Origin of the sequence: Halobacillus dabanensis, from assembly GCF_900114165.1 — a bacterium.
Lineage (GTDB): Bacteria > Bacillota > Bacilli > Bacillales > Halobacillaceae > Halobacillus > Halobacillus dabanensis.
Window position 1 is genome coordinate 11,312 of sequence record NZ_FOSB01000008.1, and the last position, 18,352, is coordinate 29,663.

Consider the following 18,352-nt stretch of genomic DNA (forward strand, 5'->3'; position numbering starts at 1 on the left):
ATATGGAACAACCGACAATCTATAAGCCGAAAAACCCCGTCCGTTTTGTGACGGCGTCCAGTCTTTTCGATGGCCATGATGCATCGATTAACATTATGAGACGTATTTTACAATCGACTGGGGGAGAAGTCATTCACTTAGGACATAATCGCTCGGTGGAAGAAGTAGTCAATGCAGCTATCCAGGAGGATGCTCAAGGAATCGCGATTTCTTCTTATCAAGGCGGGCATGTGGAATATTTCAAATATATGGTCGATCTCTTGAATCAAAAAGGGGCGGGCCACATCCGTGTGTATGGCGGCGGGGGTGGCGTCATTATTCCGCGAGAGATCAAGGAGCTGCATGATTATGGAGTCGCTCGTGTGTTTTCACCGGAAGATGGTCGATCTCTCGGTTTGCAAGGCATGATCAACCTGATGATTGAAGAGTGTGACTTTCTCCCCCCACTGGATGTCGAGCAAGGGGTCAAAGATTTATCTGCAGGAAATCATCAAGCAATGGCCCGTTTCATCACCTATGTGGAAAATACTCCGAAAGAAGAACGGGAAGCGGTTGCTGCTTTTGAAACAGCTGTCGAAAAAATGCAGGAAAAGACAATTCCTGTCCTGGGTATTACCGGAACAGGAGGTGCAGGTAAGAGTTCATTGACCGACGAATTGATCCGCCGCTTCATCAACGAAGTGCCAGACAAAAAGATCGCCATCCTGTCTGTCGACCCTACGAAAAAGAAAACGGGTGGTGCTTTATTAGGTGATCGTATTCGTATGAATGCAATTTTCAATCCGAGAGTTTATATGCGTTCCTTAGCTACAAGGGATGCTCGTTCGGAGCTTTCTACAGCTGTAGAAGAAGCGATTCAAGTTGTCAAAGCGGCCGGTGTCGATTTTATCATCGTCGAAACAAGTGGAATAGGGCAAGGGGATGCTGCCATTACGGACATTACGGATTTATCCATGTACGTCATGACTGCGGAATTCGGTGCCCCTTCACAGCTGGAGAAGATCGACATGATTGATTTTGCTGATTTTATCGTTATCAATAAGTTTGAACAAAAAGGTTCAGAGGATGCTTTTAATCAAGTGAAAAAACAGTACCAGCGCAGTCATATGCTTTTCCATGAAGATGACAGCAAGTTCCCTGTTTACGGCACGATCGCTAGTCAATTCAATGACCCGGGTACAAACACATTATTCGCCGCTTTGATCGATAAGTTGAATGAGAAATTCGCCTGGCAGGATGAGACATCTTTTTCTGTTGTAGATAAAGTAGAGAAACAAAATGTCATCATTCCGAACGAAAGAAAACAATATTTGCGTGACATTGCCCTTGCGGTACGAAATTATCATGAAGATACAGAGGACCAGGCGGAAAAAGCGCGTAAATTGTACCAACTGAAAGGCACTGTAGAAATGCTTGAGGAGGAAGGTACAAAAGAAAGCCTTCATCGTTTGATAGAAGACTATGAACGTAAGTTGTCACAAGAGGCGAAAGATAAACTGGACGACTGGGATGATCTTCACGAGCGCTATAGTGGAGATACTTACAAGTTCAAAGTGCGAGACAAAGAGATTACGATGGATATTACGACAGAGAGTTTAAGCGGTACGAAGATCCCGAAAGTCGCTTTGCCGAAATATATGGACTGGGGTGATCGGTTAACATGGTTACTCAGTGAAAATGTCCCTGGGTCTTTTCCATTCACTGCAGGAGTCTTTCCGTTTAAACGGAAGGGAGAGGATCCGAAGCGGCAGTTTGCAGGAGAAGGAACACCGGAGCGGACGAACCGGAGATTTCACTATTTATCAGAAGGGGACGATGCGAAGCGTCTGAGTACGGCCTTTGACTCTGTCACACTGTACGGGGAAGACCCTGATGAACGCCCGGACATTTACGGGAAGGTAGGAGAAAGTGGCGTCAATATTTGTACACTGGAAGATATGAAAAAACTTTATGATGGTTTTGATCTCGTGGCCCCGTCCACATCCGTGTCGATGACGATCAATGGACCTGCACCTATCATCCTTGCAATGTTTTTCAATACAGCGATCGATCAGCAATTGGAAAAATTCAAAGAAGATAATGGTCGGGAACCGAATGTTGAGGAAGCAGCATCGATCAAAGCAGAGACCATTCATACGGTCCGCGGGACTGTTCAGGCGGATATCCTGAAAGAAGACCAGGGGCAGAATACCTGTATCTTCTCCACAGAATTTGCGCTCCGAATGATGGGCGATATCCAGCAGTATTTCATCGACAATGAAGTGCGTAACTATTACTCTGTTTCCATCTCTGGATATCATATTGCTGAAGCAGGCGCAAATCCGATTACCCAGCTTGCGTTCACACTTGCCAACGGTTTTACGTATGTCGAGTATTACTTGAGCAGAGGCATGGACATTAACAAATTCGCACCAAACTTATCGTTCTTCTTTTCTAACGGACTGGATCCCGAGTATACCGTCCTCGGGCGTGTCGCCCGCCGTATTTGGTCCGTAGTCATGCGTGACAAATATGGAGCAAACGAACGGAGTCAGAAATTGAAGTACCATATTCAGACATCCGGACGCTCTCTCCATGCCCAAGAAATCGATTTTAACGATATTCGAACGACATTGCAGGCTTTGATTGCGATTCAGGACAATTGTAACTCTCTACACACGAACTCCTATGATGAAGCGATCACTACACCAACGGAAGAATCGGTTCGTCGGGCGATGGCGATCCAAATGATCATCAGTAAAGAATTCGGGCTTACAAAGAATGAAAACTCCTTACAGGGATCCTATATCATCCGCGAGCTTACAGACCTTGTAGAAGAAGCGGTTTTACAAGAGTTCGAACGCATCAACGACCGCGGAGGCGTCCTTGGCGCGATGGAGCGTCAATATCAAAGAGGGAAAATTCAGGAAGAGTCCCTTTATTATGAAGGGAAAAAGCATTCAGGAGAACTGCCGATCATCGGGGTGAACACTTACCTGAATCCGAATCCACCTTCTGAGGAACAGATTGACTCTATGGAACTTGCCCGTGCATCCAAAGAAGAAAAAGAACACCAGATCACAGAATTGCGCAACTTCCAGAACTCTCATGAAGAGGAAGCAGCTCAAGCATTGAACCGCCTGCAGCAAGTTGCAGCCACTGGTGGCAACATTTTCGAAGAGCTTATGGAAACCGTCAAAGTAGCAAGCCTCGGCCAAATCACAAACGCCCTCTACCAAGTCGGCGGACAATATAGAAGAAATATGTAATCTTAAGTTAAGGGATTTCTTTGCCGTAACAGAGTAAGGGGCGGGTTGGGAAACCACTCGCTTTCCTGCGGGGGGCCTGGCGAGCTTCTGTACCCCTCAAAATGATTAAGAAGGTCATAGAAAGTTAGTGATTTCCCTGACCTTCAAACACTGGTGAACAAAACGGAATCAGGTTGAATAAATAAAGCCCTCGCCTATTGGAAAGCGAGGGCTTTTCTATTAGTGACCGCCGACCTGGTCGTCATCATGGGCCTGATTCACTGCTGTTACATAAGGTTTCTTCATCCCGTACCATTCATACGTAATATTGTATGTTTGTCCTTCTTCCAGAAGCATCCATGTACTCGTATCTTTCACATGTACTTTTTTATCCTCGACCTCAATAAAGTAACCTTCATCATTATGAGATTTCGTGGAAACTTCTGCTTCTTCCATATGCTCTTCGTGGATCATGCCGTAGCTTGTGAAAAGCCATATGCCAATAGCCAGAGCTGCAATCGTTGTGGCAATCCAATTGAAAGGGTGATTTTGCATCCTTCGTCTCTCCTTATTCAACATTTTCTACCTATAGTTTAAATTAAAATGGCAGGAACACCAAGATTTATGTCTAATCTTTATTCTATATGGAAAGTTTATTTTCATGTAAGTTTGGTTAGAAAATGGAAGAGGGCATGGCTCTATTTGATTTTTGTTATACCAAATCATATAATGGATGGTATGATTAAATGTGATTCGTATGCCTATGAGATTATTTATTCTATTTTGTCTATATAAAGGAGTGCTGGACCGTGAGCTTAAAAGAAATGAGCCGTGACCAAATTCAAGAAATTTCCATGATTGACCTTGCGACTACAATCCTGGAGGAAGAACGTGAAGCGATTGACTTCAACGAAATTTTCCATCGCATTGCAGAGATGAAAGGTTTCACAGAGGCGCAAAAAGAACAGTACATCGCACAGTTCTATACGGACATGAATATCGACGGTCAATTCATGACTATTGGAACGAACCGTTGGGGACTGAAGAAATGGTACCCTGTGGAACAGATGGAAGAGGAGATCGCCAACCTTCCACAAAAGCGTAAAAAGAAAAAGAAGAAGAAGCCTTCCAAATTGCTTGAAGACGAGTTGGGTGTTTCTGAATACGATGATGCAGATGAAGATGAGCTGGAAGATGATCTCGAATTGACGGATGAAGATTTGGATCTGGATGACGATGATGACGATATTGAAGGTGATTACGAAGAGGATGATCTCGACGAAGAAGAGGAAGAAATGGTCGAGGATGACATCAGCTTCATTGGAGATGACGACGAAGAAGATAAATAAGATGTTGACTTTTAAAAGTCATAAAAGTAGAATCTTATTTGGGCTCTTTAATTTCCTGAAACGAAATTTCCAAACGCTCCCCGAGAGAGGGGAGCGTTTTTTGTTTTTTATATGAAAATGGTCGGCGCCTTAGTTTTGGCTAAGGCGCCTGTGCTGTTGCATGATCAAGCTTCCAGTTTTTCTTCGATAGAGAAATGTTGTGGAAACTCATGCTTTTCTGTAAAAGCCTCTTATCAAATGAGATGGATTAGTGAATAACTAAATAAGACAAATAGAGAAAGAGGGATTCAACGTGGCAACAAAATACATTTTCGTAACTGGCGGTGTCGTATCATCTTTAGGTAAAGGGATTACGGCTGCATCATTAGGTCGACTTCTGAAAAATAGAGGATTAAAAGTAACCATTCAAAAGTTCGACCCTTACATCAACGTAGACCCAGGGACAATGAGTCCATACCAACACGGAGAAGTTTTCGTTACCGAGGATGGTGCAGAAACAGATCTTGATTTGGGTCACTATGAGCGATTCATTGACATCAATTTGAACAAGTTCAGTAATGTAACGACAGGTAAAGTCTACTCCAATGTAATTAAGAAGGAACGTCGTGGCGATTACTTGGGGGGGACGGTACAAGTCATTCCGCATATTACCAATGAAATCAAAGAGCGTGTATTCCGTGCGGGTCACGAGACTAATGCAGATGTCGTCATCACGGAAATCGGCGGTACTGTCGGTGATATCGAATCCCTTCCATTCCTTGAAGCGATTCGTCAAATTAAGAGTGACATTGGACGTGAGCATGTCATGTACTTGCATTGCACACTCGTCCCTTACTTGAATGCGGCGGGTGAAATGAAAACAAAGCCTACCCAACACAGTGTCAAAGAGCTGCGTTCTCTAGGAATTCAACCGGATGTGATTGTCCTGCGTACAGAAATGGCGATTTCTGAAGATATGAAAGAGAAGATTGCCTTGTTCTGTGATATCGACAAGAATGCGGTCATCGAAGCACGAGATGCTGACACACTATATCAAATCCCGATTACGTTACAAGAACAGAAGTTGGATGAACTTACATGTAACCATTTCGGTCTCAATTGTCCGCCTGCAGATATGACAGAGTGGAACAAGTTGATTGATCGTGTGAAAAATTTGCAGCATAAAACGACGATTGCTCTTGTAGGTAAGTATGTAGAGCTCCCGGACGCCTATATTTCTGTTGTCGAATCACTGAAGCATGCTGGGTATAGTTATGATTCTGATGTGGAAGTCAAATGGGTGAATTCGGAAGGTTTGACTCCTGACAATGTTCAAGAGGAGCTTCAAGGAGTCGATGGTATTCTTGTTCCAGGCGGGTTCGGAGACCGTGGAATCGAAGGTAAAATCGACGCGATCCGTTATGCACGTGAAAACCATATCCCATTCTTAGGAATTTGCTTAGGTATGCAGCTGGCGACCGTCGAATTTGCTCGTAATGTTCTCGGCTTGAAAGGTGCACACTCCGCTGAGATTGATCCAGCAACCGAACATCCAATCATCGATCTTCTTCCAGAGCAAAAAGAAGTATCGGATTTGGGAGGGACTCTTCGCTTAGGAATCTATCCTTCTCGTCTGCAAGCAGGTACGAAAGCGATGGAAGCGTACGGGGAGGAAGTTGTATATGAACGCCACCGCCACCGTTTTGAATTTAACAACCATTATCGTGAGCAGATGGAAGCGGCAGGATTTACATTCTCTGGAACAAGTCCTGATGGACGTTTGGTGGAAATCATCGAGGTGGAAGATCACCCTTGGTTCGTTGCCAGCCAGTTCCACCCGGAATTCAAGTCCCGCCCGACACGTCCGCAAGAATTATTCTACGGCTTTGTCGGCGCAGCAATGAAAACTCATCAATAATTTTTCCAACCCAAAGAGGCGATGTCCAAAAAGACAACGCCTCTTTTTCTATATCTTCAACAAAATGGCAGTATTCCGTAAGACTCGATTTCGAGATAAACGGGATCCGTTGCCGTATGAAGGTAAGGGGTGGTGGGGAAGCTACTCGTCTAGCTCTATCGTCCAGACACTCGTGTCTACCAGGACGATTCCGCATTTGAACACTTTCCTGTGGGGGACCTGGCGAGCTTCCTCGGGCGGTCTGCCGCACTACGGGATCTCACCTACCTCCTTCTCCCACAGGAGTCTCGCAGCTTCTCCACCACCCCATTCGAAGTTAATGAGAAACGAATCCCTTTACCAGGAAGGTGCGTCTTCCAGCATCCCTGTCTTATGGGAATATAACGCTCTATAGCAAGGTTTCCACCATGGGAATACCTTATGCTCATCAGCCCGGTCCCAATATTGGAGTGGTTTCGAGAATCGATTTTCGCAAGGTGCAGAGGGGAATTGCGAGACTCCTAATGTGAAAGCGGAAGTCCCTTGGTCAGCGGCGTATGGACTGGACTGAGCTGGAGGAGATAAAGGAAACACGAAGAGCGTAGCGATTCGATGTTGACTTATCGTACAGAAGCGAGGGAAGTCTCACTAGCCGCTAGGCACTGGAGCTGGATAGCACACATATGGCTTATGCAATCCTTTGAATGTAGGTCCATTCAGGTGTAAGAACGGAAAAAAGTGCTTGGTGAGACCCCGGAAGGCTTTGGCCTGAGGAGGCTCACCGCGCTCCCGCGGAAAGCGAGTTATTCCCCGCCGCACCTATCCACCCATAAAAAGTCTCGAAACGGAGTCTTCAAGAATAGGGAGCATTTTGTGGAAGTTGGGGAGGGTGGAGGGGGTTTACAGAAATTTTGACAAATAGAACGTATGTGCTGCAGGAATGCGAGGGGTATCCCTAGAAAATACATATTTAGAGAAAAAGAGGTATAAGGTTTAGGTGTTGGAAACTTATTTAAAGAAAGGCGGGAGAAAGCATGGCTAATAAAATCCTTATCGTGGACGACCAACCAGGGATACGTCTTCTATTGGAAGAAATTTTAAAAACAGAGGGTTACGAGATAATTACTGCCAAAACAGGAAGAGAAGCGTGTGATCTGGTTGAAGAAGGAGACCTAGACCTCATCATTATGGATTACAATCTACCGGTCATGCATGGCAAAGATGTTCTGCTTTATTTAGAAGAAATGGATTTCAGCTCACCTGTAGTGGTTATAACGGGAGCTTCCAAAGAATCCATTGAAAAAGAAGTCGATTTTCCTTTTGTAACTGATATCATAACCAAGCCATTTGACATCCATAATTTGAAAGAATTGGTAAACGGAACCCTTGTTCATAGTCGTTCATGACTTTTTTCTTAATGTAAGCGTTATATAATTCTCCTGATGTTGCACCATAGAAAGGGTATTGGTATTCTAATACTGTAACCAAACTTACATGGTGTGTTTTCGTATGGGAACAGACTTGTAAATAAGGAACAGTACGTTAACTAAAGGAGGATTCTTTCATGCCACTAGTATCAATGAAAGAAATGCTAGAAAAAGCTAAGGAAGAACGCTACGGCGTAGGTCAGTTCAACCTTAATAACTTAGAATATGCTCAAGCCATTCTTCAGGCTGCTGAAGAAGAGCAGTCCCCAGTAATCTTGGGTGTATCTGAAGGAGCAGGCCGCTACATGGGTGGTTTCAACGTTGTCGTCGACATGGTGAAAGCACTAATGAAGTCTTATGGTACAACGGTACCTGTTGCGATTCACTTGGACCACGGTTCAAGCTTTGAAAAATGTGCAGAAGCGATCCACGCTGGTTTCACTTCTGTCATGATCGATGCTTCCCACGATCCACTGGAAGAGAACATTGCTGTTACTCGTAAAGTGGTTGAACTTGCACACATCCACGGAGTATCTGTTGAAGCAGAGCTTGGCCGTGTAGGTGGACAAGAAGACGACATCATCGTTGACGATGCAGAAGCAGCGTATGCTATCCCATCCGAATGTAAGCAATTGGTCGACGAAACAAATGTTGACGTATTTGCACCTGCTCTAGGTTCTGTACATGGCCCTTACAAAGGTGAGCCGAACCTTGGCTTTGATCGCATGGAAGAAATTATGGGTCTTGTTGATAAGCCACTTGTCCTTCACGGTGGTACAGGCATCCCGACAGCTGATATCAAGAAAGCTATTTCTTTCGGTACAGCTAAGATCAATGTAAATACAGAGAACCAAATGGCTCAGGGTAAAGCCGTTCGCCAAGTTCTTGCTGAACAGCCGGAACAATATGACCCACGTAAATATCTTGGACCTGGTCGTGACGCGATCAAGGAAACAGTTATTGGTAAAATGCGTGAGTTTGGTTCTTCTCAAAAAGCATAATAACAGGGAAACAGTAAACCGCTACACCGTAGCGGTTTGCTTTTAATTTATTCATGAAAACGCCATCATTCGACATTTTTCATCAACTTGGAGCATCAAAATGAAGCGAAGAGGAGTGGGGATATGAAATTTTTCATCGATACAGCGAATATTGAGGATATAAGAGAAGCGAATGCATTAGGGATTCTGGCAGGTGTGACGACTAATCCTAGTCTTGTAGCAAAAGAAGGGGTCTCTTTCCATGAGCGACTCAAGGAAATAACTGATGAGGTGGACGGATCCGTCAGTGCAGAGGTTATATCAGAAGATGCAGAGGGCATGATTCAAGAGGGGAAAGAGCTCGCCGCTATCGCCCCGAATATCACAGTCAAAGTTCCAATGACAATGGAAGGGTTGAAAGCGGTCAAGGCATTCAGTGATTTGAGCATCAGAACGAACGTGACCCTGGTTTTCTCGGCAAATCAAGCGTTGATGGCTGCGCGTGCAGGGGCTTCCTATGTCTCGCCATTTTTAGGAAGACTTGATGACATTGGCCATAACGGAGTAGAACTCATTTCACAGATTTCCGAGATTTTTGATCTTCATGCGATTGATACCGAAATCATCGCCGCCTCTGTCCGCCATCCTGTCCATGTAACGGAAGCGGCCTCTCATGGTGCGCACATTGCTACGGTGCCGTTTAAAGTATTGAATCAAATCGTTCAGCATCCTTTAACAGATCAGGGAATTGAAAAGTTCCTGAATGACTGGAATCAACAAAAATAATAGGTGTGTTATGGAAAAAATTGCACATACTATAGACATAATCTTCACCTTAAAGCGAGGAGTTCTACATGAATAAACTATTAGTAGAAGGTGGAAGACCTTTAAGAGGTCAGGTTCGGGTCAGCGGTGCTAAAAACAGTGCCGTTGCTTTATTGCCTGCCGCCATACTGGCAGAATCGCCAGTTACAATTGAGGGACTTCCGGATATTTCGGATGTAGGGATTCTATCAGATTTATTAGAAGAAATCGGTGGATCGGTACGTAAAGATGGAAGAACTGTACATATCGATCCTTCTGAAATGGTCGACATGCCTTTGCCGAATGGAAAAGTCAAAAAATTGCGAGCCTCTTATTATTTCATGGGTGCTATGCTCGGACGCTTCAATAAAGCCGTCATCGGTTTACCTGGAGGTTGCCACTTAGGTCCAAGGCCTATTGATCAACATATCAAAGGGTTTGAAGCACTTGGCGCTAAAGTGACTAATGAGCAGGGGGCCATCTATTTGCGTGCCCGGGAGTTACGCGGTGCGAGGATTTATCTTGACGTTGTGAGTGTAGGAGCTACAATCAACATCATGCTCGCTGCTGTACGTGCCAAAGGGAAGACTGTCATTGAAAATGCAGCCAAAGAACCTGAAATCATCGATGTTGCTACACTCTTAACGAGTATGGGCGCCAAGATCAAAGGGGCAGGCACAGACGTCATTCGGATTGAAGGTGTGGAAACATTGAAAGGGTGCCTTCATACCATCATTCCAGATCGTATTGAGGCAGGTACCTACACCATTATGGCCGCCGCTCAAGGAGAGGAAATGATTATAGATAACGTTATTCCTCAACATTTGGAATCTCTTTTAGCTAAGCTGAGAGAGATGGGGGTCACGATCGAAGAAAATGACGAGCAACTTTATATTCGACCTGGAAAAGAAATGCGCAGTGTCGATATTAAAACACTCGTCTATCCCGGCTTTCCGACGGATTTACAACAGCCGTTCACATCACTGCTCACTCAAACCCAAGGGACAGGGGTTGTCACAGATACGATTTATCAAGCTCGCTTTAAACATGTGGATGAGCTGAGACGGATGAATGCGTCCATCAAAGTGGAAGGTGGCTCTGCTATTGTAACAGGACCATCGAAACTGCAAGGAGCGAAAGTGAAAGCAACGGATTTACGTGCTGGAGCAGCGCTTGTCATTGCAGGTCTTATGGCAGAAGGAGTCACTGAAATCACAGGTGTCGATCATATTGAACGAGGATATGAAAATATTACGAATAAGCTGATTGAATTAGGTGCAAAAGTCTGGTACGAAGAAATGTCAGAAGAAGAAATCGAGCAATTCCAAAATTCATAGTCAGATAATCACCTTTAGTTATGCGAGTGGGATTTTGGACCGTTCCTGTTTTATTGATGAAGACCACAATCATAAGATAAAGCCGGATTAGTGATTAAAGCTTAATCGTAAAGGATGTAAAAAGAAGACAGAAAATTTCTTCAACACGAAGGAGGAAGTTGCAGACTCGTAACTTCCTCCTATTCTACAAAAACCACCCTCTCAAACGATTTCTCAAATTAGCATTGAAACTGTTCATGGACAGGAGTACAATAAAGGTTGTTTGATAAAGGTAGAACATAACGACGCCATGTCTCCTATGCTTCTATGTAAGTACTTCACGTAACTTCTCCTACTTCTTCTATTAATAAATTCATTTAAGAGAAGTCTTTTTATTTCAATTAATTAATGATTTGGTTATGTATGATTTTCTCGTAATGGGATCCTCAAGCCTTAATAGGATTCGTTTGCTTAAATAACGGTTTAACATAACAAGTTTGAGGTAAGAGTGAACGGGGCGAAGCCAAAATAAAGAAAACTTAAAAAGTGGTGATTTTGTGGCAGATTTAACTATCTCCAATTTAGAAACAATGACATTGAAAGGGCTTTATGCGAAAGCCAGACAGTATAAAGTTTCCTATTATGCAAAATTGACAAAGCGGGAATTGATTTTCGCTATACTGAAAGCACAGGCAGAAAAAGACGGATTTTTATTCATGGATGGAATTCTTGAGATCATCCCGTCTGAAGGTTTCGGTTTTTTAAGACCGATTAATTACTCTCCAAGCGCAGAGGATATTTATATTTCTGCTTCTCAAATTCGCCGCTTCGATTTGAGAAACGGGGACAAAGTATCTGGTAAAGTACGCCCTCCTAAAGAGAATGAACGTTATTATGGCCTTTTACATGTGGATGCGGTGAACGGAGAAGATCCAGACTCTGCAAAAGAAAGGGTTCACTTTCCGGCGCTGACTCCTCTCTATCCTGATCGCCAAATGAAATTGGAAACAGAAACGAAGAAATTATCTACAAGAATCATGGATTTAATGGCACCTGTCGGTTATGGTCAGCGTGGATTGCTTGTAGCTCCACCGAAAGCTGGTAAAACCATGTTACTTAAACAGATGGCGAACAGTATATCGGCAAACCATCCAGATGCGAAGCTTATTATTCTCTTAGTGGACGAGCGTCCGGAAGAAGTTACTGATATAGAGCGATCCGTAGCTGCGGATGTCGATGTAGTAAGTTCAACTTTCGATGAAGTGCCTGAAAACCATATTAAAGTTTCTGAACTTGTCCTCGAAAGAGCGATGCGTCTTGTCGAGCATAAGCGTGATGTCATCGTATTAATGGATAGTATCACTCGTCTTGCGCGTGCTTATAACCTTGTCATTCCACCAAGTGGAAGAACATTATCTGGTGGTATCGACCCTGCAGCCTTCCACCGTCCGAAGCGATTCTTCGGTGCAGCTCGTAATATAGAAGAAGGTGGCAGCCTGACCATTCTTGCTACAGCATTAGTGGATACAGGCTCTCGTATGGACGATGTCATTTATGAAGAGTTCAAAGGAACCGGGAACATGGAACTTCACTTGGATCGGAGCCTTGCAGAACGTCGAATCTTCCCGGCAATTGATATTCTTCGTTCCGGAACGCGTAAGGAAGAATTATTGTTGCCTCAAGCACATCTTGATAAAATTTGGGCGATACGCAAATCCATGTCCGACTCACAAGATTTTACGGATCGATTCTTGCGTCGCTTGAGAGCATCGAAAAACAATGAAGAATTTTTTGATTTAATGGATAAAGATATGAAGGGGAAAGCAACCCCGGCCCGCCGTTAAAAAGGTCAGTTCGTAGATGCATCGGAAAAAGCAGTAACTATAAACTGGATGTTGCATCAAGGGTTTGCCCCTGTTATAATCATTCTATGTGAGTTTCAGTACAAGGTGTTATCACGAACCTTCGACGGCTCTTACAATAACTCTGTTTCTAAAGGATTCAGGGCAAAAAGGAGTGGAAGAACATGAAAGCAGGAATTCATCCAGAATACCGTAAAGTTGTATTCCTAGACACAAGTTCTAATTTCAAGTTTCTAACAGGGTCTACTAAGACTTCTGAAGAGACAATCGAGTGGGAAGATGGAAACACTTATCCATTGATCCGCGTAGAGATTAGTTCTGCGTCTCACCCGTTCTACACAGGTAAGCAAAAAGCTGATAAAGCTGGCGGCCGTGTGGATCGATTCAAGAAGAAATATAACCTTTCATAATAATGATCCTTCTTCATGTGAAGGAGATTTCATCATTTTGAACAAAAACAGGCAAATTGTCTCAGAGGTTTGCCTGTTTTTTTGTCAAAAAATAGGGGTGTATTAGTAGTGCGATGCATACAGCTCTTATACACCATAAGAATTTAATGATAAATAAGGGGAGCTGTCCTTGGTGAGTCTGGCTACCGGTGCATCGGGAGCTGATCAAGGTAGCTTTTTTTTGTTAAATACAGACAAGAGGTTGCAGGATTGTCCTGCACGTTTGGAGTTTGACCGAGTGAGAAGGGAGCGACAGTGGACGTGTATGTAATGAAACAAAGTGGATGGGTGGAGCTCATTTGCGGAAGTATGTTCAGTGGCAAATCAGAAGAATTGATTCGTCGTGTGAGAAGGGCGACTTTCGGAAACTTGACTGTCCGTGTATATAAACCTGCGATAGATGACCGCTACAAAGAGGATGCCGTCGTTTCTCATAATGGCACTTCGGTGATGGCCAGACCGGTCAAAAGCTCTTTGGACATCCTTCAACATGTTTCCGATGAAGTCGATGTCGTAGGAATTGATGAAATTCAATTTTTTGATGAACATATAGTAGAAGTAGTGGAGTGTTTGGCGGATCGAGGCATACGCGTCATAGTCGCTGGACTTGATACAGACTTTAGAGGAGAGCCATTCGGGAAAATGCCTGATATGATGGCATTGAGCGAAAGTGTAACAAAATTGAATGCTATCTGTCCGGTTTGTGGATCACCGGCAAGCCGTACTCAACGCTTGATCGATGGCGCTCCTGCTTCCTATGATGATCCTATAATCCTTGTTGGTGCATCCGAATCATACGAACCACGGTGTCGCCATCATCATGAGGTGCCCAATAAACCCAGGCAAGAAGAAGTGAAAGCTGTATACGCAGAAAACACTAAATAGATGAGGGAAGGCAGCTGTGAGAACGGCTGTCTTTTTTGATTTATGTCTTTAGTTGTCTTCTTTATTCTCCCGAGAGAACCTTTGCTACTTTTATGGAAATTCAAGAAATATCAGAAAACGACTGGAAGATGATGGTTAGGGGGTTTTATCTTTTCCTGTTTTCTACTACAATGAAGATGTAGGGGGTTATATACTTCGCAAAATGGAAGGATGCAATTTGTCCGGACAATCGAGTCAAGAAGATTAGAGAAGTGGAAAAAACTCTAACTCCGATCTTAACCTTTTGTCAGCTTTTAGCTAGAAAGGGGAATGTATGTTATATCGTATTGTCGGCAAAGAGGGACCCCGAATCGTTATTCAATTCATGAAGAAGAACGTGGAATTGACGTTCCGAACTTATCGTGAAGCGGAAGATTATTTAGAAAAGATCAGAAAAGAAAAAGTTATTCCCGGTAAATATAAACTAGAAATCGTCGCGTAACACTTCTAAAAGTCTAAGGCTGCCTCCTGAAGGCAGCCTTAGACTTTTTTTATGAATTCTCCGTGGCAAGAGAAGGGGAAGGTTGGCAACCTGTCCTGTGGGGTCTCGCTATGCATGCTATTCCCACTGGAGTCTCATCGTTTCCAACCGTCCATTCACCTTATTTTACACTTGAAAATCAATCAACATGCTATTCACTTTGTAAAGGTATCCAACCAATGACCTCTATATGTATGGGCGTTTCGAATTCCTTCTTAAAGAAATGGGTGATGGGAAGTTGCAAGACACACTCCTGATTTGAAAACGGTGACACCTCGCGGAAAGCGAGTGGCTCCAGAACCGATTCACCTAGTGCCGATGTGGAGTCTTTTGGGGAAGGAGAGGTTCTTACATAAACTTTTTATCTGCGGAGACAATAACGGTAAAAAGAGATGAGGTGTGAGAACGATGAATAGATGGACTATATTTATGGTGCTGACTATAATGCTTTTAACCGCTTGTGGGATGCAGGGGGAGAAGTATCAAGGGATGACGAGCCGGGATGACGTGGAGAACATGGGTTATAACAATGAGGTGACAAGAGGGCAAGAAAACCCGCGTTCGGTGAACAAAGTCGGAGATACGTGGGGTTTGAAGCAAGACCGGCAAATGATCAAAGATGCAGCACAGGAACTTCCAGGCGTCCAAGTGAAGCGTGTCATTTTAGAAGCGAACCAGGTGTGGGTGACCGTGGATCTTGAAGGGGAAAAGGATATGTCTAAAGAAGAGAAAGCTGATTGGGAATCTCAAATTCAAGAAGCGATCTATCAGGCTGTCCCCCGTTATGATATTCATGTGAAAATAAAATAATTCTTTTACTGACATCTCCCGATTCGGGTGGTGTCAGCTTTTTAACATGAAAATTGCTCCCTTCCACCAGGTTTTGTGGTTTTTCTCCTATGACAAGATGGTGCGCGGTTGTAACGGTGACCGCTCTATAATATAATTAGAATGTTATGGAGAAAGAGGTGCATACCATTGATCGAACGTTTACAAACACTTGAAGATCGTTATGAAAAACTGAATGAATTACTAAGTGATCCGGAAGTTATTTCTGACACTAATAAACTGCGTGAGTATTCGAAAGAGCAATCCGGGTTGCAGGAAACAGTGACGGCTTATCGTGAGTATAAAGAAGTCACTGAGCAGCTGGATGATGCTAAAGCGATGCTTGATGATAAGCTTGACGCGGAAATGACCGAAATGGTTAAAGAAGAAATCAGTGAGTTGTCCACACGTAAACAAGACCTGGAAGAGCGTCTGAAAGTCCTTATGCTTCCTAAAGACCCGAACGATGATAAAAACGTCATCATGGAAGTCCGCGGTGCTGCTGGAGGAGACGAAGCGGCATTATTTGCTGGTGATCTTTACCGTATGTACGCCCGATACGCGGAGGCTCAAGGGTGGAAGACCGAGGTTATTGAAGCGAATGCCAATGATGTCGGTGGCTACAAAGAAATTATTTTCATGGTGACTGGGGATATGGCCTATTCCAAAATGAAATTTGAAAATGGTGCGCATCGCGTCCAACGTGTGCCAGAGACAGAATCTGGCGGTCGTATCCACACGTCGACAGCTACTGTTGTTGTCATGCCGGAAGCGGAAGAAGTGGAAGTAGAAGTTCATGACAAAGATATTCGAGTAGATACTTTTGCCTCCAGTGGACCAGGTGGTCAGAGTGTCAACACGACGATGTCTGCCGTCCGTTTGACTCACGAACCGACGGGAATAGTCGTTTCATGTCAGGATGAAAAGTCACAGATTAAAAACAAAGAGAAAGCGATGAAAGTACTTCGGGCTCGCATTTATGACAAGTTCCAGCAGGAAGCGCGGGCGGAGATCGATGAAAGCCGTAAATCTGCCGTCGGTACGGGAGATCGTTCGGAACGTATCCGTACGTATAACTTCCCGCAAACGCGTGTCACCGATCACCGCATCGGTTTAACGCTGCAAAAACTTGATCAGATTTTGCAAGGGAACCTGGGTGAAATTATCGACGCTTTATTGATCGAAGAGCAAACGAAGAAATTAGAGCAGATTGGTGAATAGTATGCAACCTACTTTTACGTCGATTCGGGAAGCCCGCCGCTGGGCTTCTCTTTTTTTACAAGAGCACAACAGGGAAGTGCGTGTGGCAGATTTGCTGCTCGAACATTTTCTCGACTGGACTCCGTCCCGAATTCTTGCTTTTGATGAAGAGTCTCTTCCTGATGAGATAAGAGAACCTTTCATCAAAGCTATAAAGAATCATGCGGAGACAGGGATCCCTGTCCAGCACCTCCTGGGGTATGGTCACTTTTATGGTCGGGAATTTCAAGTAGACAAACATGTCTTAATCCCGAGGCCGGAAACCGAAGAGCTGGTGCTGGGAGTCCTGGAATATGTGCGCACAACAAAGTTGAAAAAGCCGAATATAGTAGACCTTGGAACAGGCAGTGGTGTAATCGCCATAACCCTGAAGGCTGAACTCCCTGAAAGTAATGTCACTGCAGTGGATCTTTCCGAAGCAGCCTTACATGTAGCTGGGAAAAATGCAAAAGAGCACAACACAGATGTTGAGTTCGTTCAAGGGGACTTCTTAGAACCACTCCTTGATGAGTCAATAGATATTGTCGTGTCCAATCCCCCCTACATCGCATACTCGGAAAAGGAAATGATGAATGATACGGTTCTGAACTTTGACCCGAACATGGCTCTATTCGCTGAAGAAGAGGGTTTGGCTGCTTATAAGGTGATTGTTCAACAACTATCAAAAATGAAGCAGCAGCCGAAATGTATCGCTTTTGAAATAGGGTATCAGCAGGGATTGGCAGTGACCAGGATCATTCAAGAGTATCTGTCTGGTTACGAATGTGAGATTCGGAAAGACATCAACCAAAAAGACCGCATGGTTTTTGCTTACTTGAATTCCTGAAAGAAGATTACTAGATTGATTGTTTAAAGTTGAGATTCCCTGTCCATACTAGCGACTAGTAGAGGGACAGGGAGGAATCATAAATGAAAAACAGTTGGCTTTTATTATTATCTTTATCCATTATTATTGCGGTTCTCCCGTGGGGGCAACAATCGAAAGCACAACCGGAATTTCAAGTAATCCCAGATGAAGCTATTCGTCTTCGGATATTAGCAGACAGTAATGATGAAGCTGACCAGAAAGTGAAGCGCAAAGTAAGGGATGAAGTGAATGCTGAAATTACAGAATGGGTGGAAGAATTAACTTCCGTTGAAGCGGCAAGGGAGTTGATTCAAAGCCGATTGCCTGAATTGGAAGCAATCGTCGGTCAGACCCTTGAAAATGAAGGATTAACACAAAAGTATCGAGTGGATTATGATTCGAATGTACAATTTCCGACAAAATTGTATGGTTCATTTATTTATCCGGCTGGTGAGTATGAAGCGATTTTGATCACTTTAGGAGAGGGGAAAGGGGATAATTGGTGGTGTGTATTGTTCCCGCCCCTATGCTTCCTTGATTTCTCCAACGGTACAAGTGTGGCGGAAGCGGAAGAACTTCCGGAAGATGAAACAGTAGAAGAAGAAAAAGAAGAAGATAAAGAGGTTGAATTCTTTGTCGTGAAAATATGGGAAAGTATCTTTTCCTAGCATATCATCCACACCCTTTTTCATAGAGTAACATCAAAGGGGTGTGGATTCTAT

16 protein-coding genes are annotated in these 18,352 nt (G+C 43.9%); 15 read left to right on the forward strand and 1 reads right to left on the reverse strand.

The features are described from left to right. Positions 1-2: 2 nt before the first annotated feature. On the forward strand, positions 3-3,248 hold the full coding sequence (gene icmF, locus BMZ58_RS13890; protein ID WP_075037168.1) for a fused isobutyryl-CoA mutase/GTPase IcmF: 3,246 nt from the start codon (positions 3-5) through the stop codon (positions 3,246-3,248). A 219-nt stretch (positions 3,249-3,467) separates the two neighbouring features. Here the strand turns inward: icmF and BMZ58_RS13895 are convergent, their stop codons facing one another. Beyond that, positions 3,468-3,782 carry a hypothetical protein gene (locus tag BMZ58_RS13895; RefSeq protein WP_075037169.1) on the reverse strand — a complete coding sequence of 105 codons (315 nt, stop codon included), beginning with the start codon at positions 3,780-3,782 and terminating at the stop codon, positions 3,468-3,470. Positions 3,783-4,036: 254 nt separating this feature from the next. Here BMZ58_RS13895 and rpoE point away from each other — a divergent pair, with 254 nt between their 5' ends. The 14 genes from rpoE to spoIIR all read left to right on the forward strand — a co-directional run bounded on the left by rpoE (position 4,037) and on the right by spoIIR (position 18,298). Further along, positions 4,037-4,576 carry a DNA-directed RNA polymerase subunit delta gene (gene rpoE / locus BMZ58_RS13900; protein WP_075037170.1) on the forward strand — a complete coding sequence of 180 codons (540 nt, stop codon included), beginning with the start codon at positions 4,037-4,039 and terminating at the stop codon, positions 4,574-4,576. 292 nt (positions 4,577-4,868) lie between these two features. After that, complete coding sequence (locus BMZ58_RS13905) at positions 4,869-6,473, forward strand: CTP synthase (protein WP_075037171.1); 1,605 nt, start codon at positions 4,869-4,871, stop codon at positions 6,471-6,473. A 1,013-nt stretch (positions 6,474-7,486) separates the two neighbouring features. Then, the gene (locus tag BMZ58_RS13910) at positions 7,487-7,858 is read left to right on the forward strand and encodes a response regulator (RefSeq protein WP_075037172.1); all 372 of its coding nucleotides are present in this window, start codon (positions 7,487-7,489) and stop codon (positions 7,856-7,858) included. 158 nt (positions 7,859-8,016) lie between these two features. Next, on the forward strand, positions 8,017-8,880 hold the full coding sequence (gene fba / locus BMZ58_RS13915) for a class II fructose-1,6-bisphosphate aldolase (RefSeq protein ID WP_075037173.1): 864 nt from the start codon (positions 8,017-8,019) through the stop codon (positions 8,878-8,880). A 123-nt stretch (positions 8,881-9,003) separates the two neighbouring features. Next, the gene (gene fsa / locus BMZ58_RS13920; protein WP_075037174.1) at positions 9,004-9,645 is read left to right on the forward strand and encodes a fructose-6-phosphate aldolase; all 642 of its coding nucleotides are present in this window, start codon (positions 9,004-9,006) and stop codon (positions 9,643-9,645) included. Positions 9,646-9,713: 68 nt separating this feature from the next. Continuing rightward, positions 9,714-11,000, forward strand: coding sequence for a UDP-N-acetylglucosamine 1-carboxyvinyltransferase (locus tag BMZ58_RS13925; protein ID WP_075037175.1), 1,287 nt, complete (start codon positions 9,714-9,716; stop codon positions 10,998-11,000). 536 nt (positions 11,001-11,536) lie between these two features. Then, positions 11,537-12,823, forward strand: coding sequence for a transcription termination factor Rho (rho, locus tag BMZ58_RS13930; protein WP_075037176.1), 1,287 nt, complete (start codon positions 11,537-11,539; stop codon positions 12,821-12,823). A 182-nt stretch (positions 12,824-13,005) separates the two neighbouring features. After that, positions 13,006-13,251 carry a type B 50S ribosomal protein L31 gene (locus BMZ58_RS13935; protein ID WP_008632303.1) on the forward strand — a complete coding sequence of 82 codons (246 nt, stop codon included), beginning with the start codon at positions 13,006-13,008 and terminating at the stop codon, positions 13,249-13,251. A 300-nt stretch (positions 13,252-13,551) separates the two neighbouring features. Next, a complete protein-coding gene (locus tag BMZ58_RS13940; RefSeq protein ID WP_075037314.1) occupies positions 13,552-14,175 on the forward strand; it encodes a thymidine kinase in 624 nt (207 codons plus the stop codon). 313 nt (positions 14,176-14,488) lie between these two features. Beyond that, positions 14,489-14,656, forward strand: coding sequence for a hypothetical protein (locus BMZ58_RS21185; RefSeq protein WP_167360087.1), 168 nt, complete (start codon positions 14,489-14,491; stop codon positions 14,654-14,656). Between the two features lie 447 nt (positions 14,657-15,103). Further along, positions 15,104-15,505, forward strand: a complete 402-nt coding sequence (locus tag BMZ58_RS13945; RefSeq protein ID WP_075037177.1) for a hypothetical protein — start codon at positions 15,104-15,106, stop codon at positions 15,503-15,505. A gap of 168 nt (positions 15,506-15,673) precedes the next feature. Then, positions 15,674-16,744 carry a peptide chain release factor 1 gene (gene prfA, locus BMZ58_RS13950; protein WP_075037178.1) on the forward strand — a complete coding sequence of 357 codons (1,071 nt, stop codon included), beginning with the start codon at positions 15,674-15,676 and terminating at the stop codon, positions 16,742-16,744. Between the two features lies 1 nt (position 16,745). Next, positions 16,746-17,609: a peptide chain release factor N(5)-glutamine methyltransferase gene (prmC, locus tag BMZ58_RS13955; protein ID WP_075037179.1), complete on the forward strand. Its 864-nt coding sequence runs from the start codon at positions 16,746-16,748 to the stop codon at positions 17,607-17,609. Positions 17,610-17,692: 83 nt separating this feature from the next. After that, positions 17,693-18,298 (forward strand): stage II sporulation protein R, encoded by a 606-nt coding sequence (spoIIR, locus tag BMZ58_RS13960; RefSeq protein ID WP_075037180.1) that lies wholly within the window; start codon positions 17,693-17,695, stop codon positions 18,296-18,298. The last annotated feature ends 54 nt before the right edge of the window (positions 18,299-18,352 follow it).